At 69.4% G+C, this 16,720-nt stretch carries 17 protein-coding genes and 1 tRNA gene; 7 read left to right on the top strand and 11 right to left on the bottom strand.

The window, feature by feature from the left end; genetic code table 11:
* Nucleotides 1–128 precede the first annotated feature (128 nt).
* The 5 genes from U8331_RS11785 to U8331_RS11765 form a co-directional block, all read right to left on the bottom strand.
* On the bottom strand, nt 129–1,862 hold the full coding sequence (locus tag U8331_RS11785; RefSeq protein WP_481131223.1) for an EAL domain-containing protein: 1,734 nt from the start codon (nt 1,860–1,862) through the stop codon (nt 129–131).
* 9 nt (nt 1,863–1,871) lie between these two features.
* Nucleotides 1,872–3,302: a M28 family peptidase gene (locus U8331_RS11780; RefSeq protein WP_481131222.1), complete on the bottom strand. Its 1,431-nt coding sequence runs from the start codon at nt 3,300–3,302 to the stop codon at nt 1,872–1,874.
* A gap of 123 nt (nt 3,303–3,425) precedes the next feature.
* Nucleotides 3,426–3,845: a large conductance mechanosensitive channel protein MscL gene (gene mscL / locus U8331_RS11775; RefSeq protein WP_481131221.1), complete on the bottom strand. Its 420-nt coding sequence runs from the start codon at nt 3,843–3,845 to the stop codon at nt 3,426–3,428.
* A 117-nt stretch (nt 3,846–3,962) separates the two neighbouring features.
* A complete protein-coding gene (locus tag U8331_RS11770; RefSeq protein WP_481131220.1) occupies nt 3,963–4,682 on the bottom strand; it encodes a fumarylacetoacetate hydrolase family protein in 720 nt (239 codons plus the stop codon).
* A 39-nt stretch (nt 4,683–4,721) separates the two neighbouring features.
* On the bottom strand, nt 4,722–5,015 hold the full coding sequence (locus tag U8331_RS11765) for a hypothetical protein (protein WP_481131219.1): 294 nt from the start codon (nt 5,013–5,015) through the stop codon (nt 4,722–4,724).
* A 204-nt stretch (nt 5,016–5,219) separates the two neighbouring features.
* Here U8331_RS11765 and U8331_RS11760 point away from each other — a divergent pair, with 204 nt between their 5' ends.
* The gene (locus U8331_RS11760) at nt 5,220–5,549 is read left to right on the top strand and encodes a Rieske (2Fe-2S) protein (protein ID WP_481131218.1); all 330 of its coding nucleotides are present in this window, start codon (nt 5,220–5,222) and stop codon (nt 5,547–5,549) included.
* A 6-nt stretch (nt 5,550–5,555) separates the two neighbouring features.
* On the opposite strand, the gene U8331_RS11755 is transcribed toward U8331_RS11760, so the two are convergent.
* The 4 genes from U8331_RS11755 to thiS are packed head-to-tail and all read right to left on the bottom strand — an operon-like array spanning nt 5,556 to nt 9,209.
* On the bottom strand, nt 5,556–7,394 hold the full coding sequence (locus tag U8331_RS11755) for an SLC13 family permease (RefSeq protein WP_481131217.1): 1,839 nt from the start codon (nt 7,392–7,394) through the stop codon (nt 5,556–5,558).
* 12 nt (nt 7,395–7,406) lie between these two features.
* Nucleotides 7,407–8,180: a tRNA (guanosine(46)-N7)-methyltransferase TrmB gene (gene trmB, locus U8331_RS11750; RefSeq protein WP_481131216.1), complete on the bottom strand. Its 774-nt coding sequence runs from the start codon at nt 8,178–8,180 to the stop codon at nt 7,407–7,409.
* The gene (locus tag U8331_RS11745; protein ID WP_481131215.1) at nt 8,180–8,971 is read right to left on the bottom strand and encodes a thiazole synthase; all 792 of its coding nucleotides are present in this window, start codon (nt 8,969–8,971) and stop codon (nt 8,180–8,182) included. The genes trmB and U8331_RS11745 overlap by 1 nt, the downstream gene beginning before the upstream one ends.
* 37 nt (nt 8,972–9,008) lie before the next feature.
* Nucleotides 9,009–9,209, bottom strand: coding sequence for a sulfur carrier protein ThiS (gene thiS / locus U8331_RS11740; RefSeq protein ID WP_481131214.1), 201 nt, complete (start codon nt 9,207–9,209; stop codon nt 9,009–9,011).
* 175 nt (nt 9,210–9,384) lie between these two features.
* On the opposite strand from thiS, the gene U8331_RS11735 reads away from it, so the two are divergent.
* From U8331_RS11735 to U8331_RS11710, 6 genes are all read left to right on the top strand, one after another.
* Nucleotides 9,385–11,238, top strand: coding sequence for an autotransporter domain-containing protein (locus U8331_RS11735; protein ID WP_481131213.1), 1,854 nt, complete (start codon nt 9,385–9,387; stop codon nt 11,236–11,238).
* Between the two features lie 76 nt (nt 11,239–11,314).
* A tRNA-Gly gene (locus U8331_RS11730) sits at nt 11,315–11,388 on the top strand.
* 105 nt (nt 11,389–11,493) lie between these two features.
* Complete coding sequence (locus U8331_RS11725; protein WP_481131212.1) at nt 11,494–11,979, top strand: ATP-dependent zinc protease family protein; 486 nt, start codon at nt 11,494–11,496, stop codon at nt 11,977–11,979.
* Nucleotides 11,976–12,884, top strand: a complete 909-nt coding sequence (rimK, locus tag U8331_RS11720; RefSeq protein WP_481131211.1) for a 30S ribosomal protein S6--L-glutamate ligase — start codon at nt 11,976–11,978, stop codon at nt 12,882–12,884. Before U8331_RS11725 ends, rimK begins: the two co-directional genes overlap by 4 nt.
* A 373-nt stretch (nt 12,885–13,257) precedes the next feature.
* The gene (locus U8331_RS11715; RefSeq protein ID WP_481131210.1) at nt 13,258–13,941 is read left to right on the top strand and encodes a response regulator transcription factor; all 684 of its coding nucleotides are present in this window, start codon (nt 13,258–13,260) and stop codon (nt 13,939–13,941) included.
* Nucleotides 13,928–15,301 carry a sensor histidine kinase gene (locus U8331_RS11710; protein WP_481131209.1) on the top strand — a complete coding sequence of 458 codons (1,374 nt, stop codon included), beginning with the start codon at nt 13,928–13,930 and terminating at the stop codon, nt 15,299–15,301. Before U8331_RS11715 ends, U8331_RS11710 begins: the two co-directional genes overlap by 14 nt.
* 4 nt (nt 15,302–15,305) lie before the next feature.
* On the opposite strand, the gene U8331_RS11705 is transcribed toward U8331_RS11710, so the two are convergent.
* Complete coding sequence (locus U8331_RS11705) at nt 15,306–15,977, bottom strand: hypothetical protein (protein ID WP_481131208.1); 672 nt, start codon at nt 15,975–15,977, stop codon at nt 15,306–15,308.
* An 88-nt stretch (nt 15,978–16,065) separates the two neighbouring features.
* Nucleotides 16,066–16,668: a hypothetical protein gene (locus U8331_RS11700; RefSeq protein ID WP_481131207.1), complete on the bottom strand. Its 603-nt coding sequence runs from the start codon at nt 16,666–16,668 to the stop codon at nt 16,066–16,068.
* Nucleotides 16,669–16,720: the final 52 nt, after the last annotated feature.

The following is a 16,720-nucleotide window of genomic DNA, read 5'->3' as shown; positions in this document are numbered from 1 at the left end:
CGAGATCCGTTGCCACGGGTGCCGGTCGGCGGCGCAATCGCTGCACGCCGAACGCCAAAGCTGCACACCCAAAGAGAGGCGGGAGGCGGATGCGCGACGTGGGTGTACCGCGCGCACGCGCTCGGCGCTCAGTACGCCGCCTCGCCGGTGGCGCGCCGCTCGAACGCGCGGAATGCGGCATGGATGTGCTCGCGCAGTTCCTCGTCGTTCCACGGCTTGGTCAGGAAGCGGTAGATCGCGCCGCGGTTGATCGCTTCGGTGATCGTGGCGACGTCGGTGTACCCGGACAGCACCATGCGGATGGTGTCGGGGTAGAGGTCGCGCACGCGGCCAAGGAACTCGGTGCCGCTCATGTCCGGCATGCGCTGGTCGGAGACGATCACCTGCACTGCGTTGCTGGCGAGCAGGTCGAACGCCTCGCGCACACTGTTGGCGGTGAGGATCTGGTAGCCGTCGCGGCGGAACAGGCGCACCAGCGAGCGCAGCACGTTCTCCTCGTCGTCGAGCAGCAGCAGGGTGCGCTCGGGCCGGGTGGCGGCGAACGCGCCGGGCAGCAGGAAGCGGCGCTTGATCAGCTCGTCGAGGCGGTCGGCCGGCAGCGGTTCGCTGAACAGGTAGCCTTGGAAGAAGTCGCAGTGGTTGCGGCGCAGGAAGCCCAGCTCGGCCTCGTTCTCCACCCCTTTCGCCGTGACCTTCATCCCCAGGCGGTGGCCCATCGCGATGATGCCGCGCACGATGGCCGCGCTGCGGGTGTCGCTGGCGACGTTGCGGATGAAGCTGCGGTCGATCTTGATCCGGTCCAGCGGGTACTGGGCCAGCGCGGCGAAGCTCAGCCCGCCCAGGCCGAAGTCGTGCACGGTGAGGGTCGCGCCGAGTGCGCGCAGGCCGGCCAAGGTGTCGAACACCTGCCGCGCGTCGAGCGCCAGCACGTTCTCGGAGATCTCGAACTCCAGTGCGTCGCCGGGCAGGCCGTACCGGTGCAGCAGCTCGCCGATGCGGTCGACGCAGTCGGCCTGGGTCAGCATGGAGCCGGCGAGGTGCACCGACATGCCCACGTAGTCGAGCCCCTGCGCGCGCCATTGCGCCAGCTGCGCCAAGGCGTTCCCGGTGACCCATTCGCCGAGCCGCGCCGACAGGCCCACCCGCTCGACGATGTCCATGAAGCGGTTCGGCCGAAGCAGGCCGTTGTCGGTCTGCCAGCGCAGCAGCGCGCCGAAGCCGGTGAGGCCGCCGTCGTGGGCGCTGACCAGCGGCTGGTAGAACAGCCGGAATTCATCGTTGTCCAGTGCTTCGATGAAGCGCTCGGCGAATCCGTCCGTCGCCGCGCCGCGGGCGGGACGGGTCGAATAGTGGCCGACCGCATCGAGCCCTTCCTCCTTGACCCTTCGCAGCGCCTGCTCGGCCTTGGCCAGCAGGCCGGCGGCGTCGGAGGCGTGGTCGGGGAATACCGCCACGCCGATCGAGAGCGTCATCGGCAGGGTGTAAGGAGGGATCGACAGCGGGATCTCGAGCGCATCACGCAGGCGTTCGGCCAAGCCGGCGCCGTCGAGCTCGCCGTCGCGGTAGCCGATGCCGGCGATGAACTCGTCGCTGTTGAGCCGCCACAGCCACGCGTCCGACGGAATCGCCTTGCGCAGGCGTTGGGCAATGGCCGCCAGGGCCTGGTCGCCGATGTCCTCGCCCATGTTCGCGTTGATCGAACGGAACATGTCGACGTCGATGTGCAGCAGTGCCACCCGCCGCTTGGTGGCGCCGGCCGCGGCGAGCGCGGTCGGCAGGCTGGGGCCGTTGGCCCCGAGGCGGTAGATCCCGGTGACGGGATCCACCGCGATGCTTCCAAAATCGTCGTAGCGCTGCGGCATGCCCACAGCTTACTGCCCGGCGGTGTCTCCGCCGTCGTCGCGGCCGCCACCGAAGTCGCCTTCGGCCGACGCCGCCAGGTAGGCGAACACCGCGTAGGCGGCGACGTTCTGCGCGAGCGCTTCGGGGTCGATCTTGTCGAAGGTGTCGTCCGGGGTGTGGTGCAGGTCGAAGTAGTCGGTGCCGTCCTGTGCCAGTCGCGCCCAGGCGAGGCCGTCCTCGGCGAACGGGCTGATGTCCGGGCCCGGGCCGCCGGCATCGCCCGCGTACTCGATGCCGAGCGGTGCCATCACCTGGGCGATCCGCTTCACCGCGCCCTGCGCATAGTCCGGCGCGCCGGTGCTGATGGCGTAGATGCGGCCGGCGCCGAAGTCGCTCTCGGCGGCGATCTGGTGCTTCTTCACCTCGTCGGCGTACTTCTCGGCATAGGCCTTGCCGCCCCACAGGCCCTGTTCCTCGTTGGCGAAGGCGACCACGCGGATGGTGCGGGCCGGGGCCTGGTCGAGGTCGCCGATCAGCTTGCCGGCGGCCATGGTCAAGCCGACGCCGGCGCCGTCGTCGATCGCGCCGGTGCCCAGGTCCCAGGAGTCGAGATGGCCGCCGATCAGCACCACCTCGTCGGGCCTGCTGCTGCCGGTGATTTCGCCGATGACGTTGTAGCTGGTGGCTTCGCCGTCCCAGCCGCAGTCCAGCGCCATCCGCACCCGGACCGGCTCGCCGAGCGCGAGCAGACGGGCGAGCTGGTCGGCATCGGGTACCGCCAGCGCGGCCGACGGCACCGGCGTCAGGCCGTCGTCGAAACGGGTGATGCCGGTGTGCGGGTTGCGGTGGGAATCGGTGCCGGCCGAGCGCATCAGGTAGCCGATGGCGCCGGCGCGGATTGCCGCCGAAGGGCCGCCGCTACGCACGCGCGAGCCGGGGCCGTAGCCGCTGCCGTCGCGGGCGCGCTCCATCCTGTAGTCGATGAAGGCGATCTTGCCCTCGAGCGAACCGGCCGGGGCCGCCTCCAGTGCGGCGAGGTCGGCGAAGCGCACGACTTCGCCTTCGACCGTACCGGCCGGGCTGCCGCCGAGCGCGGTCAGCGACAGTGGCTGGGCGTAGCGGCCGAGCACCTGCGCGTTCTCGCTGCGGCGTTCCCACTTGGGGAAGGTGACCGGTTCGGTCCAGACCTTGTCGTAACCCAGCGCCTCGAACTTGGCCTTGGCCCACTCGACCGCGCGCGCATCGGCCTCGCTGCCGGCCATTCGAGGGCCAACTTCGGTGGTCAGCGACTCGGTGATCCGGTAGCCGAGGTCGCTGGCCAGCGCCGTTTCCCGCAGCTGGGTCGCGTTGGCGACGGCGGACTCGGGGATGCTGGTCTGTGCGGTGGCCCCATGCGCGGCGCCTGCAACGACCAGGGAAGTGGCCAGGGTGGTTCCCAGCGCCGTCAACATCGCTCGCATCCGGTTCTCCTGCAGGGCATGGCCCGAAAAAAGGACGAAGCCGCGAGGGTAGCAACTCGCGGCTTCGTCCTGGGGTGCCTCAAGTCACGCGGCGTTGTGCCGCACTTGGCAGTTCGTCGCCGATCAGGGCGCCTCGCGCTTGAGCGAATCACGGATCTCGCGCAGCAGCAGGACCTCCTCGCCCGGCGACGGAGGCGCCGCTTTCGCCGGAGGGTTCACCCGGTGGTAAGCCTTGACTACCAGGAACACCACGAAGGCGATCAGCAGGAAGTTGATGATCGTCTGGAGGAAGGCGCCGTAGGTGATCACCGGGGCGGCCGCTTCCTGGGCGACGGCGAGACTGGCGTAGTCGTTGCCGTCAAGGGCCACGAACAGTTGCGAGAAGTCCACCTTGCCCAGCGCCATCCCGACCACCGGCATGATGATGCCGTCGACCAGTGCGGTAGTGATCTTGCCGAATGCCGCACCGATCACCACCGCAACGGCGAGGTCGAGCACGTTGCCGCGATTGATGAATGCCTTGAACTCGCTGACCATTCCCATCCTGCCGCGCTCCTTTGAGTGGAAGTTGTCGGAGCGAGTATAGGAATTCCGGGCAAACGGGTCGTGCGGTCAGTCCCCGGCAGCAGCAACCGCCATCGCGCACAGGTGAGTCCCGCGCTAGGGCGCGCCGCCGGTTACCCTGCCGCGCAGTTCGATCAGGCCGTCCAGACTGGCGACGTACTCGTCTCCGCGCTGCAATGGGCCGACTCCTGCCGGTGTGCCCATGAAGACCAGGTCGCCGGCCTTCAGCGCAAACAACCGCGAAAGCTCATGCAGGATTTCGGGCACGTTCCAGATCAGGTCCGTGAGCGAGCCGTGTTGGCGTACTTCACCGTTCACCCGCAGTGTGAGCGAGCGACCATGGAGGTCGCCGGCTTCCACCACCGGGACGATCGCGCTGATGGGCGCGGAATGGTCGAAAGCCTTGCCGGTGTCCCAGGGCAGGCCCTTGGCCTTGGCGGCGCCCTGCAGGTCACGCCGGGTCAGGTCCAGGCCCACCGCGTAGCCGTACACCAGAGCACCGGCCCCGGCGGGATCAAGCAGGCCCGCAGGGGCATCGGCGCCGAGTGCGACCACCAGCTCCACTTCGTGGTGGAGGTCGGCGGTGCCAGGTGGGTAGGGCGCCAAGCCATCGGGCACGACCGCGTCGGCCGGTTTGCAGAAGAACACCGGATGACCGCGGTCGGCTTTCGAGGCCGGCGCGGCAGCGCCCATCTCGCGGGCGTGGTCGGCAAAATTGCGGCCGACGCAATAGATGCGGCGGACCGGAAAGGTAGCGCCATCACCGGAGCGAACCGGGATGCGCGGCTGTGGCGGCGCCGCGATGACATCGACCATGGATAAAGTCCGGATCGGAAGCGAGGCGGCTCGTGCCGATCAGCGGGTCAGCACGGGTTTGCCGACCACGCGGTATTCGCCGTCGACGATGCGGGAATCGCTCTTGCGGCCAACGGCCTTGCCCCGGCCGCGCCAGAGTTTGAACACCAGGCCCGCCGCCAGCATCGCCGCGCCCAGCGCGACCGAGAACATCACCAGCAACGCGAGCAGACCCAGGCCGACGACACCGAGCACGAACCGCAGCACGCGATGGCGCGGTTTGCGCGGCTCGAATGCGGAGCGCATGCGTGACTGGAACTGCTGGGTATCGAAGCGGAAGCTGGAACTGATCATCGGAAGCATCGTGACACAATGCGGCGACATCGCCGGACACCCGAGTATCGCGGCGCGCAGGATGACAGTTGTGAGAACTTCGTTAAGTATTCAGCACACAGCCGGTGATGGGGTTGTGAAAGACCGATCCGGCAATGGCTGTCCCGTCCGCGGGGCAATGGCCACCGCGGTAAGCGCGCTGCCGTATGCGGTGGTGGTGGCGCCATGAACATGCCGTTGGCGACTGTCGAGCAGCTTGCCGATGGTGGCTTCATCGAGGTCGAGGCGACCGTGGACGGGGACGCCGAATCGCTGGTGCTGTACCGCGAAGGCGAGCAGGTGCGGGCCTGGTTCAACATCTGCCCGCATGCCGGCCGCCGCCTCGACTGGGCCCCGGGGCAGTTCCTCAAGAGCAGGGAAGGCTTGCTGGTCTGCGCAGCACACGGTGCAAGTTTCGAGTTGCAGGGCGGTGAATGCGTCGCCGGCCCGTGTCGTGGCGAGTCGTTGCGCCCTGTCGATGTCGAGGTGCGTGACGGCGCCGTCTGGCTGCGTTGAGCCCGCTCAGAAAAGCAGGTTCACCATCAGCACCGCGATCACCGAGTACACCAGCGACAGCGGCGCACCGACCTTCCACAGCTCCTTGCCGGTGTAGCCCGCGGGACCGGTGATCATCGAGATCACCGGATTCGATGCGGTCATGAAATTGTTCGACGCCGACAACGCGACGATCAGCGCGAACGCGGTCGGGTTGCCGCCGGCGGCCAGCGCGATGTTGATCGCCAGCGGCACCATCACGATCGCCGCGCCGACGTGGCTGATCACCAGCGAGAACGCCGTCGTCAGCAGGCCCAGCGCGAGTTGCAGCAGCCAGCGCGGCGTCGCCTCCGGCAGCTGTTCGATCGTGTGCCCCGCCACCCAGGCCGCCGCGCCCGACGAGTCCATCGCCCACCCGAGCGGGATGAGGCAGGCCATCAGGAACACGGTCTTCCAGTTGATCGCCGAGTAGGCCTCGTCGATGTGGATAACGCCGGCGATCAGCATGCCGGCGACGCCGGTCATCAGCGCGATCGACACCGGCAGGCGCGAGGACAGCGCCAGCAGCATCGCCACGCCGAAGATGCCCAGCGCGATCTTGAGCTTGTGCGGGCGCTGCTCGCCCTTCGGGTAGTCGGTGACGACCACCAGGTCCTTGCCCTTGGCGGCCTCGGCCAGGTCGGTCCAGATGCTGTGCAGCACCAGCATGTCGCCGGCGCGCAGCGGCACGTCGCGCACGTTGTCGCGCATGACGTTCTTGTCGCGGTTGACCGCCAGCAGGCTCAGCCCGAGCTGCTTGCGCAGCTGCAGGTCGCGCCCGGTCTTGCCGATGAACTTCGACGTCGCCGGGATCACCGCCTCCGAGATGCCGGCCCGGCTCGGATTGAACAGGTCGCCGAAGTTGCGCAGGCGCGTGCTGAGCCGGAGCATCTGGTTCTGCGCGAAGTCGCCGACCTGGCGCCGTGAGCCCATCGCGCCGATCACGCTGCCGACCCAGATCCGCGCATCGGCCGGTGGCGACAGCCGCGCCTCCTCCTTGGTCTTGAGCGCGAGCACCAGCGGCGCGCCGTGCAGCGCTTCGGCCTCGCCCAGCGACATGCCGACCAGCGGGCTGTCGGCGGTCACGGTCAGTTCGTAGACATCGCCTTCGATGCCGTAGGCGTTGGCGAAATAGCTCTGGGTGCGTGCCGGGGTGACGCCCTTGCCTTCCTCCTCGTGCAGCCGGCGGTTGCCGAAGAAGCGGAAGTACAGCAGCGAGGTCGCCAGCAGCGCGGCGCCGATCGGCAGCGGCGCGAACATCTTCAGCGGTTCGAGCGTCGCCACGCCCGAGGGCAGGTTGCTGTTGGCCTGCAGCAGCAGGTCGTTGAGCATGATCAGCGGCGAGTTGCCGACCATCGTCAGCGAGCTGCCCATCACGATCGCGGTGGCCAGCGGCAGCAGCAGCCGCGGCAGGGTCAGGCCGGTGCGCGAGGACAGTCGCGAGGCGACCGGCAGGTACAGCGCCATCACCGACGGGTTCTGCATCACCGAGGAGTTGATGCCGGCGATCGCACCGGTCAGCAGCAGCAGCCGCTGCTCGACCCCGTGCGCGCGCCGCAGCAGCCAGCCGGCGAGGCGATTGAGCGCGCCGGTGCGGTCCAGCCCGGCGCCGAGGATCATCGTCGCGATGATGCTCATCACCGCGTTGGACGAGAAGCCGTTGAAGATCTCCTCCGGCGCGACCAGCCCCGACAGGCCCAGCAGCACCAGCACGACCAGCGCGACCACATCGGCGCGGATCCGCTCGAACAGGAACATCACCATCGTGAAGCCCACCAGCCCGAGGACGAGCTTCATGTCGGTGGTGAGCGTCAGCGCGGTTTCCATGCCCGGGGTCGGCTACTCGTCTTGGGCCGGCGACTCCCGTGGAGCGGTCGCGGACGGCTTGTCGTACAGCAGGTCCCAGACGCCGTGGCCGAGCTTCTGGCCGCGGGTCTCGAAATGCGTCTGCGGGCGCCATTCCGGCCGCGGCACCGCACCGCGCGGGCCGGCCCGGTTGGCGATGCCGGCGGTCGCGTCGAGCACGTCCCACATCTGCTCGGCATAGTCCTGCCAATCGGTGGCGAGGTGCAAGCGGCCGCCGGGCGCGAGCTTGCGCACCAGCAGCGCGGCGAACTCCGGCTGCACCAGCCGCCGCTTGTGGTGGCGCTTCTTGTGCCAAGGGTCGGGGAAGTAGATCCGGACCTCGTCGAGGCTGGCGTCGGCGACCTCGCGGGTCAGCACCTCGACCGCGTCGTGGTGGTAGACGCGCACGTTGGCGGCGCCGTCGGCGGCCAGCGCGTTGAGCAGGCGGCCGACCCCGGGGGCGTGGACCTCAATGCCGATCAGGTCGCGCGCCGTGTCGTGCTGCGCGGCGAAGCGCAGCGCCTCGCCGTTGCCGAAGCCGATCTCCAGTACCCGGGGCGCGCTGCGGCCGAACACCGTGTCGTAATCGCGCGGCGTGCCCTGGTAGTCGATCCCGTAGTGCGCCCACTGCTGGTCGAACGCGCGCTGCTGGGCCGGGGTGAACCGGCCCTGCCGCAGCACGAAGCTGCGCACCTGGCGGTGGCCCGCGGTGACGGTAAAGGGCTTGGGCGGCGCGACCTTGCCGGGCGCCTGCTCGCTGTCGTCCATCAGCCGATCAGTCCATCCACCGGGCTCGACGCACTGGCGAAGCGCTTGCGCGGGATGCGGCCGGCCTTGAACGCGGCGCGGCCGGCCTCGACTGCGAGCTTCATCGCGTGCGCCATCAGCACCGGGTCTTTCGCGCCCGCGATCGCGGTGTTCATCAGCACGCCGTCGCAACCCAGTTCCATCGCGATCGCGGCGTCGGACGCGGTGCCGACGCCGGCGTCGACGATGATTGGCACCTTGGCGTTTTCGACGATCTCGACCAGGTTCCACTTGTTCTGGATGCCGAGGCCGGAGCCGATCGGCGCGGCCAGCGGCATCACCGCGACGCAGCCGATTTCTTCCAGTCGCTTCGCCAGCAGGGGGTCGTCAGAGGTATAGACCATCACCTCGAAACCGTCCTTCACCAGCGTCTCGGCGGCGGCGAGGGTCTGCACCACGTCGGGGAACAGCGTGCGCTGGTCGCCGAGGACTTCGAGCTTGACCAGGTTGTGGCCGTCGAGCAGCTCGCGCGCGAGCCGGCAGGTGCGCACCGCTTCGTCGGCGGTGTAGCAGCCGGCGGTGTTGGGCAGGATGGTGTAGCGGTCCGGCGGCAGCACGTCGAGCAGGTTCGGCTCGCCGGGGTTCTGGCCGATGTTGCTGCGGCGGATGGCGACGGTGACGATCTCGGCGCCGGCGGCCTCGGTGGCGCGGCGGGTTTCGTCGAGGTCCTTGAACTTGCCGGTGCCGGTCAGCAGGCGCGAGGCGTAGGGCGTGCCGGCGATGACGAGGGAGTCGTTGGGGGAGTTGGTCATGCCGGCATTATCGCACTGGCGCGCGGCTGACCGCCGCTCAGCCGCCACCGAGCGCGTGCACGATCTCGATGCGGTCGCCATCGTTCAGCACGTGCTCGCCATGCCGGCTGCGCGGCACGATCTCGCCGTTGACCTCCACCGCGACCCGGCGCCCCGCCAGTTGTTCGGTCTCGAGCAGTCCGCTCACGGTCAACGCGGCCGGGAACGTGCGGGGTTCGCCATTCAGGGTGATGTCCATGCCCGGCATTGTCCCGCGGAGCCGGTACCAAGGCCAGATCGGGCGCGTGACCCGCGCATCCGGCGCCGGGCTCGAGACATCGGCAGGCGCCTTGTCTGACGTTCCCGACCGTGCTTGGATGCAGGCCATCCGCCGGCGCATGGCGCGCCGTTCTTCCGTTGCAGGAGCATCCGTGATGAAACCAGCCCGCACCATCCTTGCCGCCGCGCTCGCGCTGGCGGCCGCACCGGCCCTGGCCCAGTCGGGCGCCGAGTCGAGCGACCAGCCGTATTCGCAGACCGTGTTCTTCGGCGACAGCCTGACCGATTCGGGCCACTTCCGCCCGGCGCTGGTGCAGCTGGCCGGCCCGCAGGCGGCGGTCCTCGGCCGCTTCACCACCAACCCGGGGCTGGTGTGGTCGGAGTACCTGGCCGGGTTCTACGGCACCGACGCCACGGCCGCCAACCAGGGCGGATCCAATTACGCCGTGGGCGGGGCGCGCGCCGGCATCGACGCAGTCGGTGATCTCGGCTTTACCCCGGCAGTCACCACGCAGGTCGCCAGCTACCTCGCGGCCACCGGCGGCAGCGCCGATGCGAATGCGCTCTACACCCTGTGGGCCGGCAACAACGACGTGTTCGCCGCCGTCGCGACCGCCGCCGCGGGCGGCGACCCGGCGCCGGTGATCGGCGCCGCGGTGACCGCACAGGTCGGGGCCGTCGGCGCCCTGCAGGCCGCCGGCGCCCGGTACGTGCTCGTCCCGACCATCCCCGATATCGGCCTGACGCCAAGCTTCCGTGCGCAGGGTCCGGCGGCGCAGGCGGCGGGCACCCAGCTGTCGGCGGCGTACAACGACGCCCTGTTCGGCGCGTTCGCCCAGAACGGCCTGCGGGTGATTCCCCTCGACACCTTCAGCCTGTTCCAGGAAGTCGTGGCCGACCCGGCGGCGTTCGGTTTCGGCAACGTCACCGGCACCGCGTGCCAGCCGCAGATCACCGCCCAGTCGCTGACCTGCAACCCGGCCACCTACGCCTCGCCCGATGCCGCCACCCGCTACGCGTTCGCGGACGGCGTCCATCCCACCGGTGGCGCCCACGAGGTGATCGCCGACTATGCGGTGTCGGTGCTGGAAGCGCCGCGCCAGGTCGCGGTACTGCCGAATTCCGCCGCGATGACCGGCCGCGCCCGGGCCGATCGCGTCTCCGCCCAGCTGATGGCCCCGGCCGCGGATGAAGGCACCCGCTGGTGGGCCGACGTGCGCGGCGACTTCCAGCGCTACGACCACGGCAACCTGTACGACGGTGCCGGTCCGGCGCTGACCGTCGGCGTCGACTGGCGCAGTGGTGCGATGACCTTCGGTGCGTTCGGTGGCTACGGCCGGCAGGAGCATGACTGGGGCCAGCGTGGTGGCAACTTCGACCAGAGCGAGGCAAGCATCGGCGCCTACCTGGGCTGGGCGTCCGAGACCGGCGGTTGGGTCAATGCGCAGGCCAGCTACAGCCGGCTGGGCTTCGACATCGAGCGCAACGCGAATCTTGGCCTGGCCACCCGCACGCACCGCGCCGATGTCGACGGCGACAACCTCAGCCTCGGCCTCAACGCCGGCTGGGAGTTCGGTGACGGCGCCCTGCGCCACGGGCCGGTGATCGGCGTGCTGGCCCAGCAGATCGACATCGACGGGTTCGCCGAAAGCGAGCCGGCGCTGTCCACCTCGCTGGCATACCCGGAGCAGACCTTCGATTCGATGATCGGCAGCGCCGGCTGGCAGGTGCGGTTCGACGCCGGTGCGGTCCAGCCGTACGCGCGGGTGACCTGGGACCGCGAGTTCGAGGACCACCCCGAGCAGGCGTTCGCGCGGCTGCAGTCGATGCCGGGCACGATGGACTACGCGGTCCCGGGCGTGGTGTTCGACGACAGCTATGGCACCGTCATGTTCGGCGCCCGGACCTCGCTGTTCGGGCTGGACGCCAACCTCGGCAGCAGCCTGACCGTCGGCCAGGGCGAAGGCCACCACGCCACCGTGTTCGCCAGCCTCGGCCGCCGCTTCTGACCCCGGCCGCCCTCCCACCGGCGCGGCGGGAGGATGCTTCCTGTAGCGGCCCGGCTGGCTGTAGACTTCCGGCCATGCGGGTGTAGTTCAATGGTAGAACTTCAGCTTCCCAAGCTGATAGCGTGGGTTCGATTCCCATCACCCGCTCCAAATACACGGCGGCCCCGCTCTTCGGACGGGGCCGCCGTTTTCGTTGTAGCCCATGAGCCCACGCGCGAGCCTGCGCCGGGCGTACCGCAATCGCGGAGGCGGCGCATGCCGGTGTCGATGTCATCGAGGGTCGTGCTGGGCTGGCGCGAATGGGTGGTGCTGCCCGGCCTGGGCGTCCAGGCGATCCGCGCCAAGGTGGACAGCGGGGCGCGCAGTTCGGCGCTGCACGTGGACGCGCAGTGGTGCTTCAGCGAGGGCGGCGCGCCGTGGGTCGGGTTCCGGTTGACGCCGGGGGCCGGCAGCGAGGTGATCGAGTGCACGGCACCGGTGTGCGACGAGCGCGAGGTCACCGACTCGGGGGGGCACGCCACCCGGCGCGTCTTCATCCGCACGCCATTGCGGCTGGCGGGCGTGGAACGCGAGATCGACATCAACCTGACCCGGCGGCATGGCATGACGTTTCCGATGCTGCTGGGCCGCAGTGCGATGGCTCGCATCTTCGCTGTGGATCCGGCGCGATCGTTCCTTCACGGCCGCACCGGTCCCGCGCCGGCAGCTTCTTCCTTCGAATCCCCGCAGCCCCGGCCATGAAACTCGCCATCCTGACCCGCAACACCAAGTTGTACTCGACCCGCCGCCTGGTCGAGGCCGCGCGCGAACAGGGCCACACCGTCCGCACGCTGGACCCGCTGCGCTGCTACATGCGCATCGCCAGCGACGGCTTCGCGATGCACTACAAGGGGCAGTCGATCTCGGGCTACCACGCGGTGATCCCGCGCGTTGGTGCGTCGGTCACGCGCTACGGCACCGCGGTGCTGCGCCAGTTCGAGCTGATGGGCAGCTTCACCCCCAACTCCTCCGACGCGATCCTGCGGGCGCGCGACAAGTTGCGCAGCCATCAATTGCTGGCCGCGCAGGGCATCGGCATGCCGGCGACGGTGTTCGGCGACAACCCCGACGACACCGCCGACCTGCTGTCGATGCTCGGCCCGCCGCCGCACGTGATCAAGCTCAACGAGGGCACCCAGGGCGCCGGCGTGATGCTGACCGAAAAGCTGTCCGCGTCGAAGGGCGTGATCGAGGCGCTGCGCGGGTTGTACGCGCAGTTCCTGGTGCAGGAGTTCATCCCCGAGGCCAAGGGCGCGGACCTGCGCTGTTTCGTGGTCGGCGGCAAGGTGGTGGCGGCGATGAAGCGGCAGGCCCCGAAGGGCGACTTCCGCTCCAACCTGCACCGCGGCGGCAGCGCCCGCGGCCTGAAACCGACGGCCGCGGAGCAGGACGTGGCGATCCGTGCCGCGCGCGTGCTCGGGCTCGGGGTGGCCGGCGTCGACCTGATCCGTTCCCGTCGCGGGCCGCTGGTGCTCGAGGTGAACGCGTCGCCGGGCCTCGAGGGCATCGAGGAGGCGACCGGCGTGGATGTCGCCGGGGCGATGGTGGGGTACGTCGCCGAGCGGCATCGGCGCCTGCTGGCCAAACGTGCCGCGGCCAAGTCGTAAGTCACTGAGTAGATAGATATTTTTCGGGAATTACGGATCGTTTCGCCCGGCTTAACGACGCTTTAATCGGCGACCGGTTACGGTCCTGCAAACCGCAGCTTTGCCCGGCGGGTTCCTCGGCGCAGCCACAGGAATCCCGCCCGCACGGTGCGGTATCGGGGCAACAACCTTTGGCCCAGGCGCGGTGGCTCCGCGCCTGGGTTTTTTATGGTGCGGATGCGAGCCGGCGCACGCCGACGGGCCCGTCACGGCCGATGCGGGCATGCTGCGCCCGGCGCGCTCTGGCAGAATCCATCGGATCGCCGACCCGCGCCTCCACGCCTCTTTACCGTCCGGTCCGGCGACCGGATGGCCGCCCCCACAGGAAGGTCCGATGCGCATACTCGTGATTGAAGACAACCAGGACATCGCCGCCAATCTCGGGGATTTCCTCGAAGATCGCGGCCACACCGTCGATTTCGCCGCCGATGGCATCACCGGCCTGCACCTCGCGGTGGTCCATGACTTCGACGCGATCGTGCTCGACCTCAACCTGCCCGGACTGGACGGCCTCGAGGTCTGCCGCAAGCTGCGCAACGAGGCGCGCAAGCAGACCCCGGTGCTGATGTTGACCGCGCGCGACAGCCTCGAGAACAAGCTGGCCGGCTTCGATTCCGGCGCCGACGACTACCTGATCAAGCCGTTCGCCCTGCAGGAAGTGGAGGTGCGCTTGAACGCGCTCTCCCGCCGCGGTCGTGGCGTGCAGACGCGCGTGCTCAACGCCGCCGACCTGGAATACAACCTCGATACCCTCGAAGTGCGCCGCCAGGGCAAGCTGCTGCAACTCAACCCGACCGCGCTGAAGATCCTGCAGGCCCTGATGGAAGCCAGCCCGGCGGTGGTGACCCGGCAGGAGCTGGAAACCCGCGTGTGGGGTGAGGAGCTGCCGGACTCCGACAGCCTGCGCGTCCATATCCATGGCCTGCGCGCGGTGGTGGACAAGCCGTTCGACACGCCGCTGATCCAGACCCGCCATGGCATCGGTTACCGGATCGCCGAGATCGATGCCGGAAACTGAAGCATCCGCCGACGCCGCGCCCGCGCAGCGTCGCACGCGTTACCGGCGGCAGCTGCGCAGCCGCATCATCCTTTCCTTCGTCCTGCTCGGCTTCGGGTTGACCACGCTGTTCGCGTGGGCCACCAACGAAGTGCGCTCGCGGGTGGAAAACCAGCTGGTCGAGGAGATGATGAACCGCAACATCTCGAACGCCGCCCGGCAGTTCGAGCTCGACCCCGACAACCCCGAGTTCCCGGTCGACCAGATCCGCGCGTTCGTCTACACCCCGGACAAATTCGAGTCGGTGCGGATCAATCGCCCCGAGTGGTACGAGCTGTCGGACGGCATCGTGGGCATGACCGGCGTGGACGAGGAGGGCGAGCAGTTCGCCTACAAGCTCGCAGTGCGCAAGACGCCCGACGCCTGGTTCTATCTCGCCTACGACATGACCCAGACGGCGAAGGCGGAAGAGAAGTTCAACCGCGCGATCTACGGCTCGGTGTTCCTGTTCACCCTGCTGTCGCTGCTGGTCGGCTGGTGGGCGGCCTCGCGCGTGATGAGCCCGGTGTCGGAGCTGGCGAGCCGGCTCAAGCAGTCCGGACGGAGCGCGCAGCCGGAGTCGCTGGCCTCGCATTTCCCCGACGACGAGGTGGGCCAGCTGGCCGAGGCGCTGGACGACTACGCCGCGCGGCTGACCGAGGTGGTGCAGCGCGATCGCGAGTTCAACGCCGACGTCAGCCACGAGCTGCGCACCCCGCTGTCGGTGATCAAGGGCGCGGCCGAGCTGCTGCTGTCGCGCCCCGACATCGACGACAAGACCCGCGCGCGCCTGCAGCGTATCCAGCGGGCCGAGCAGCAATGCACCGACCTGATCAGTGCGCTGCTGCTGCTGTCGCGCAACGAACGCGGGCACGGCGCGACCGACGTGGCCAAGGTCGCCACCCAGCTGATCGAGGTCCACCGCACCCAGACCGCCGGCAAGGCGCTCGAGCTGCGCCTGGAGCGTGAGCACCACGACCTGGTGGTGGATGCGCCGGAGGCGGCGGTGGCGGTGGCGCTGGGCAACCTGGTCGGCAACGCGGTCAAGTACACGAGCGAGGGCGAGGTGGTGGTGCGGATGCTGCCTCGTGCGGTGGAGGTGATCGACTCCGGGCCGGGTTTGAGTCCGGAGGACGCGGCGAAGCTGTTCCAGCGCGGCTACCGCGGCACCCATGCGGGTCATTCGCAGGGCGGTGGTATCGGCCTGTCGATCGTGCGGCGGCTGTGCGAGCTGTACGGCTGGGACGTGTGGGTCAAGCCGGGCGATACACGCGGCGTGGTGGCGACGCTGACGTTCGCGCGGCCGGCCGCACCCGCGACAGGCGCGCCTGCGGCGGGCTAGCCGCTCAGCCCTTGATCCACACGCAGCCGAAGTGTTCGTGCAGGTCGAACGTCGTGTCGGCGGGCGTGCTGCCGTCTTCGAGGGTCTGCACCACGCGCAGCGCGACCGGTGCCTGCATCTCGCTGGCGGGGTAGTGATCGCCGGCCACCGGTGGGGGCGGGTCCAGCGGCAGTGCGGAACCCATGCCCATCGCCGGCGGCGCCGAAGGATCCCTCGAGGGGACCGGATCGGTGACGCTGGCTAGCGCCGCGTGCAGGCTGGGCAGCGGTGACGCGGCCATGACCGGCACGATGTCCACCAGCGGGCGCTGCACGACCGCTTCCAGCCGGTCCATCACCGCGTAGCCTCCGCTGCCCGACATCCCTGCCCAGTGGTAGACGTTGGCGAGCCGGTTGGGGTCGCGCGCATCGATCGCGGTGCTCATCTCGAACATCAGGTCCTGCAGGTTCCGCGCGCATCCGCCGCGGTACACGCGCCGATTGCCCGGAAGGCCGGGACCGGCGGGGGCGCGGGCGATCGCGTCGACGTCGGTGCAGCGGTGGTCGGTGTAGACCGACGAGCCGTCGGCGCGCTCGCAGCGCGAAACCTGCCCCGCAGCCGTCGAAGGAAAGGCGAAGCACAGCAGCAGCGCGCCGGCGAACGCGGCAGGAAGGTGGCGGGGTTGGAAAATGGCCATTCCTGCAGCCTACCTTCCCGTGAAGAAGGGGTGAAGTGGCCGGACCGGGGCGGGCGTCGCGTTCTTGCGCGTTGAACTGTACGGCGGCTCAGAACCGCACGAAGTAGCAGCCGTTGTAACGCTGTACCTGCAGGTCCTGCACGCGGCTGCCTGCGCCGTCGTCGAACACCAGTTGCATGACCCCGACGGTGGCATTGGACGTGGCGACCGGTGCGGAGGCGTCGGCGAACTGCATCATGCCGCTGCCGATCCGCGCATCGAAGAATTCGGCATCCCACAGCGTCTGCCCGGCGAGTCGTTCGAGACGTTGCATGATCGACCGGCCCTGGTCGGCGCCGAGCCCGGCCCAGTGGTAACTCTCGGCGATGCGGTTCACGTCGCCCAGCGCCCAGGCGCCGTGCAGGTCCATGGCCAGCTGGGTGGGCGTGCGCGCGCAGCCACTCGCCGGCGAGCGCCTCGCGATCGCAGCGGGTAGGGGAGTGTCGGGCGTGGTCATCGCGCTGCCCGCGCCTCCGCCGCCGGTGTGTACCAGCCGATTGAGGAGCTCGCCACGCATCGGCGAGGCGGTGGCGCCGAGCGCCGTGCACGCCTTGTCGGTGTAGATGGCGGTGCCGTCATCGCCAACGCAGCGCTGGATACCGGTCCCGGCATCCTGCGCGGGGGCGGGCGCGGGTGCGGCAACGAAGGACAAGACGAGGCCGGCTGCAGCGAGGAGGGAGATTCTGTTCACGGCGGGGTGCACT

This window comes from Lysobacter sp. CC-YZS074 (assembly GCF_056739745.1).
The sequence above is the reverse complement of the archived record's forward strand: the minus strand, read 5'-3'. Positions and strand labels throughout refer to the sequence as shown.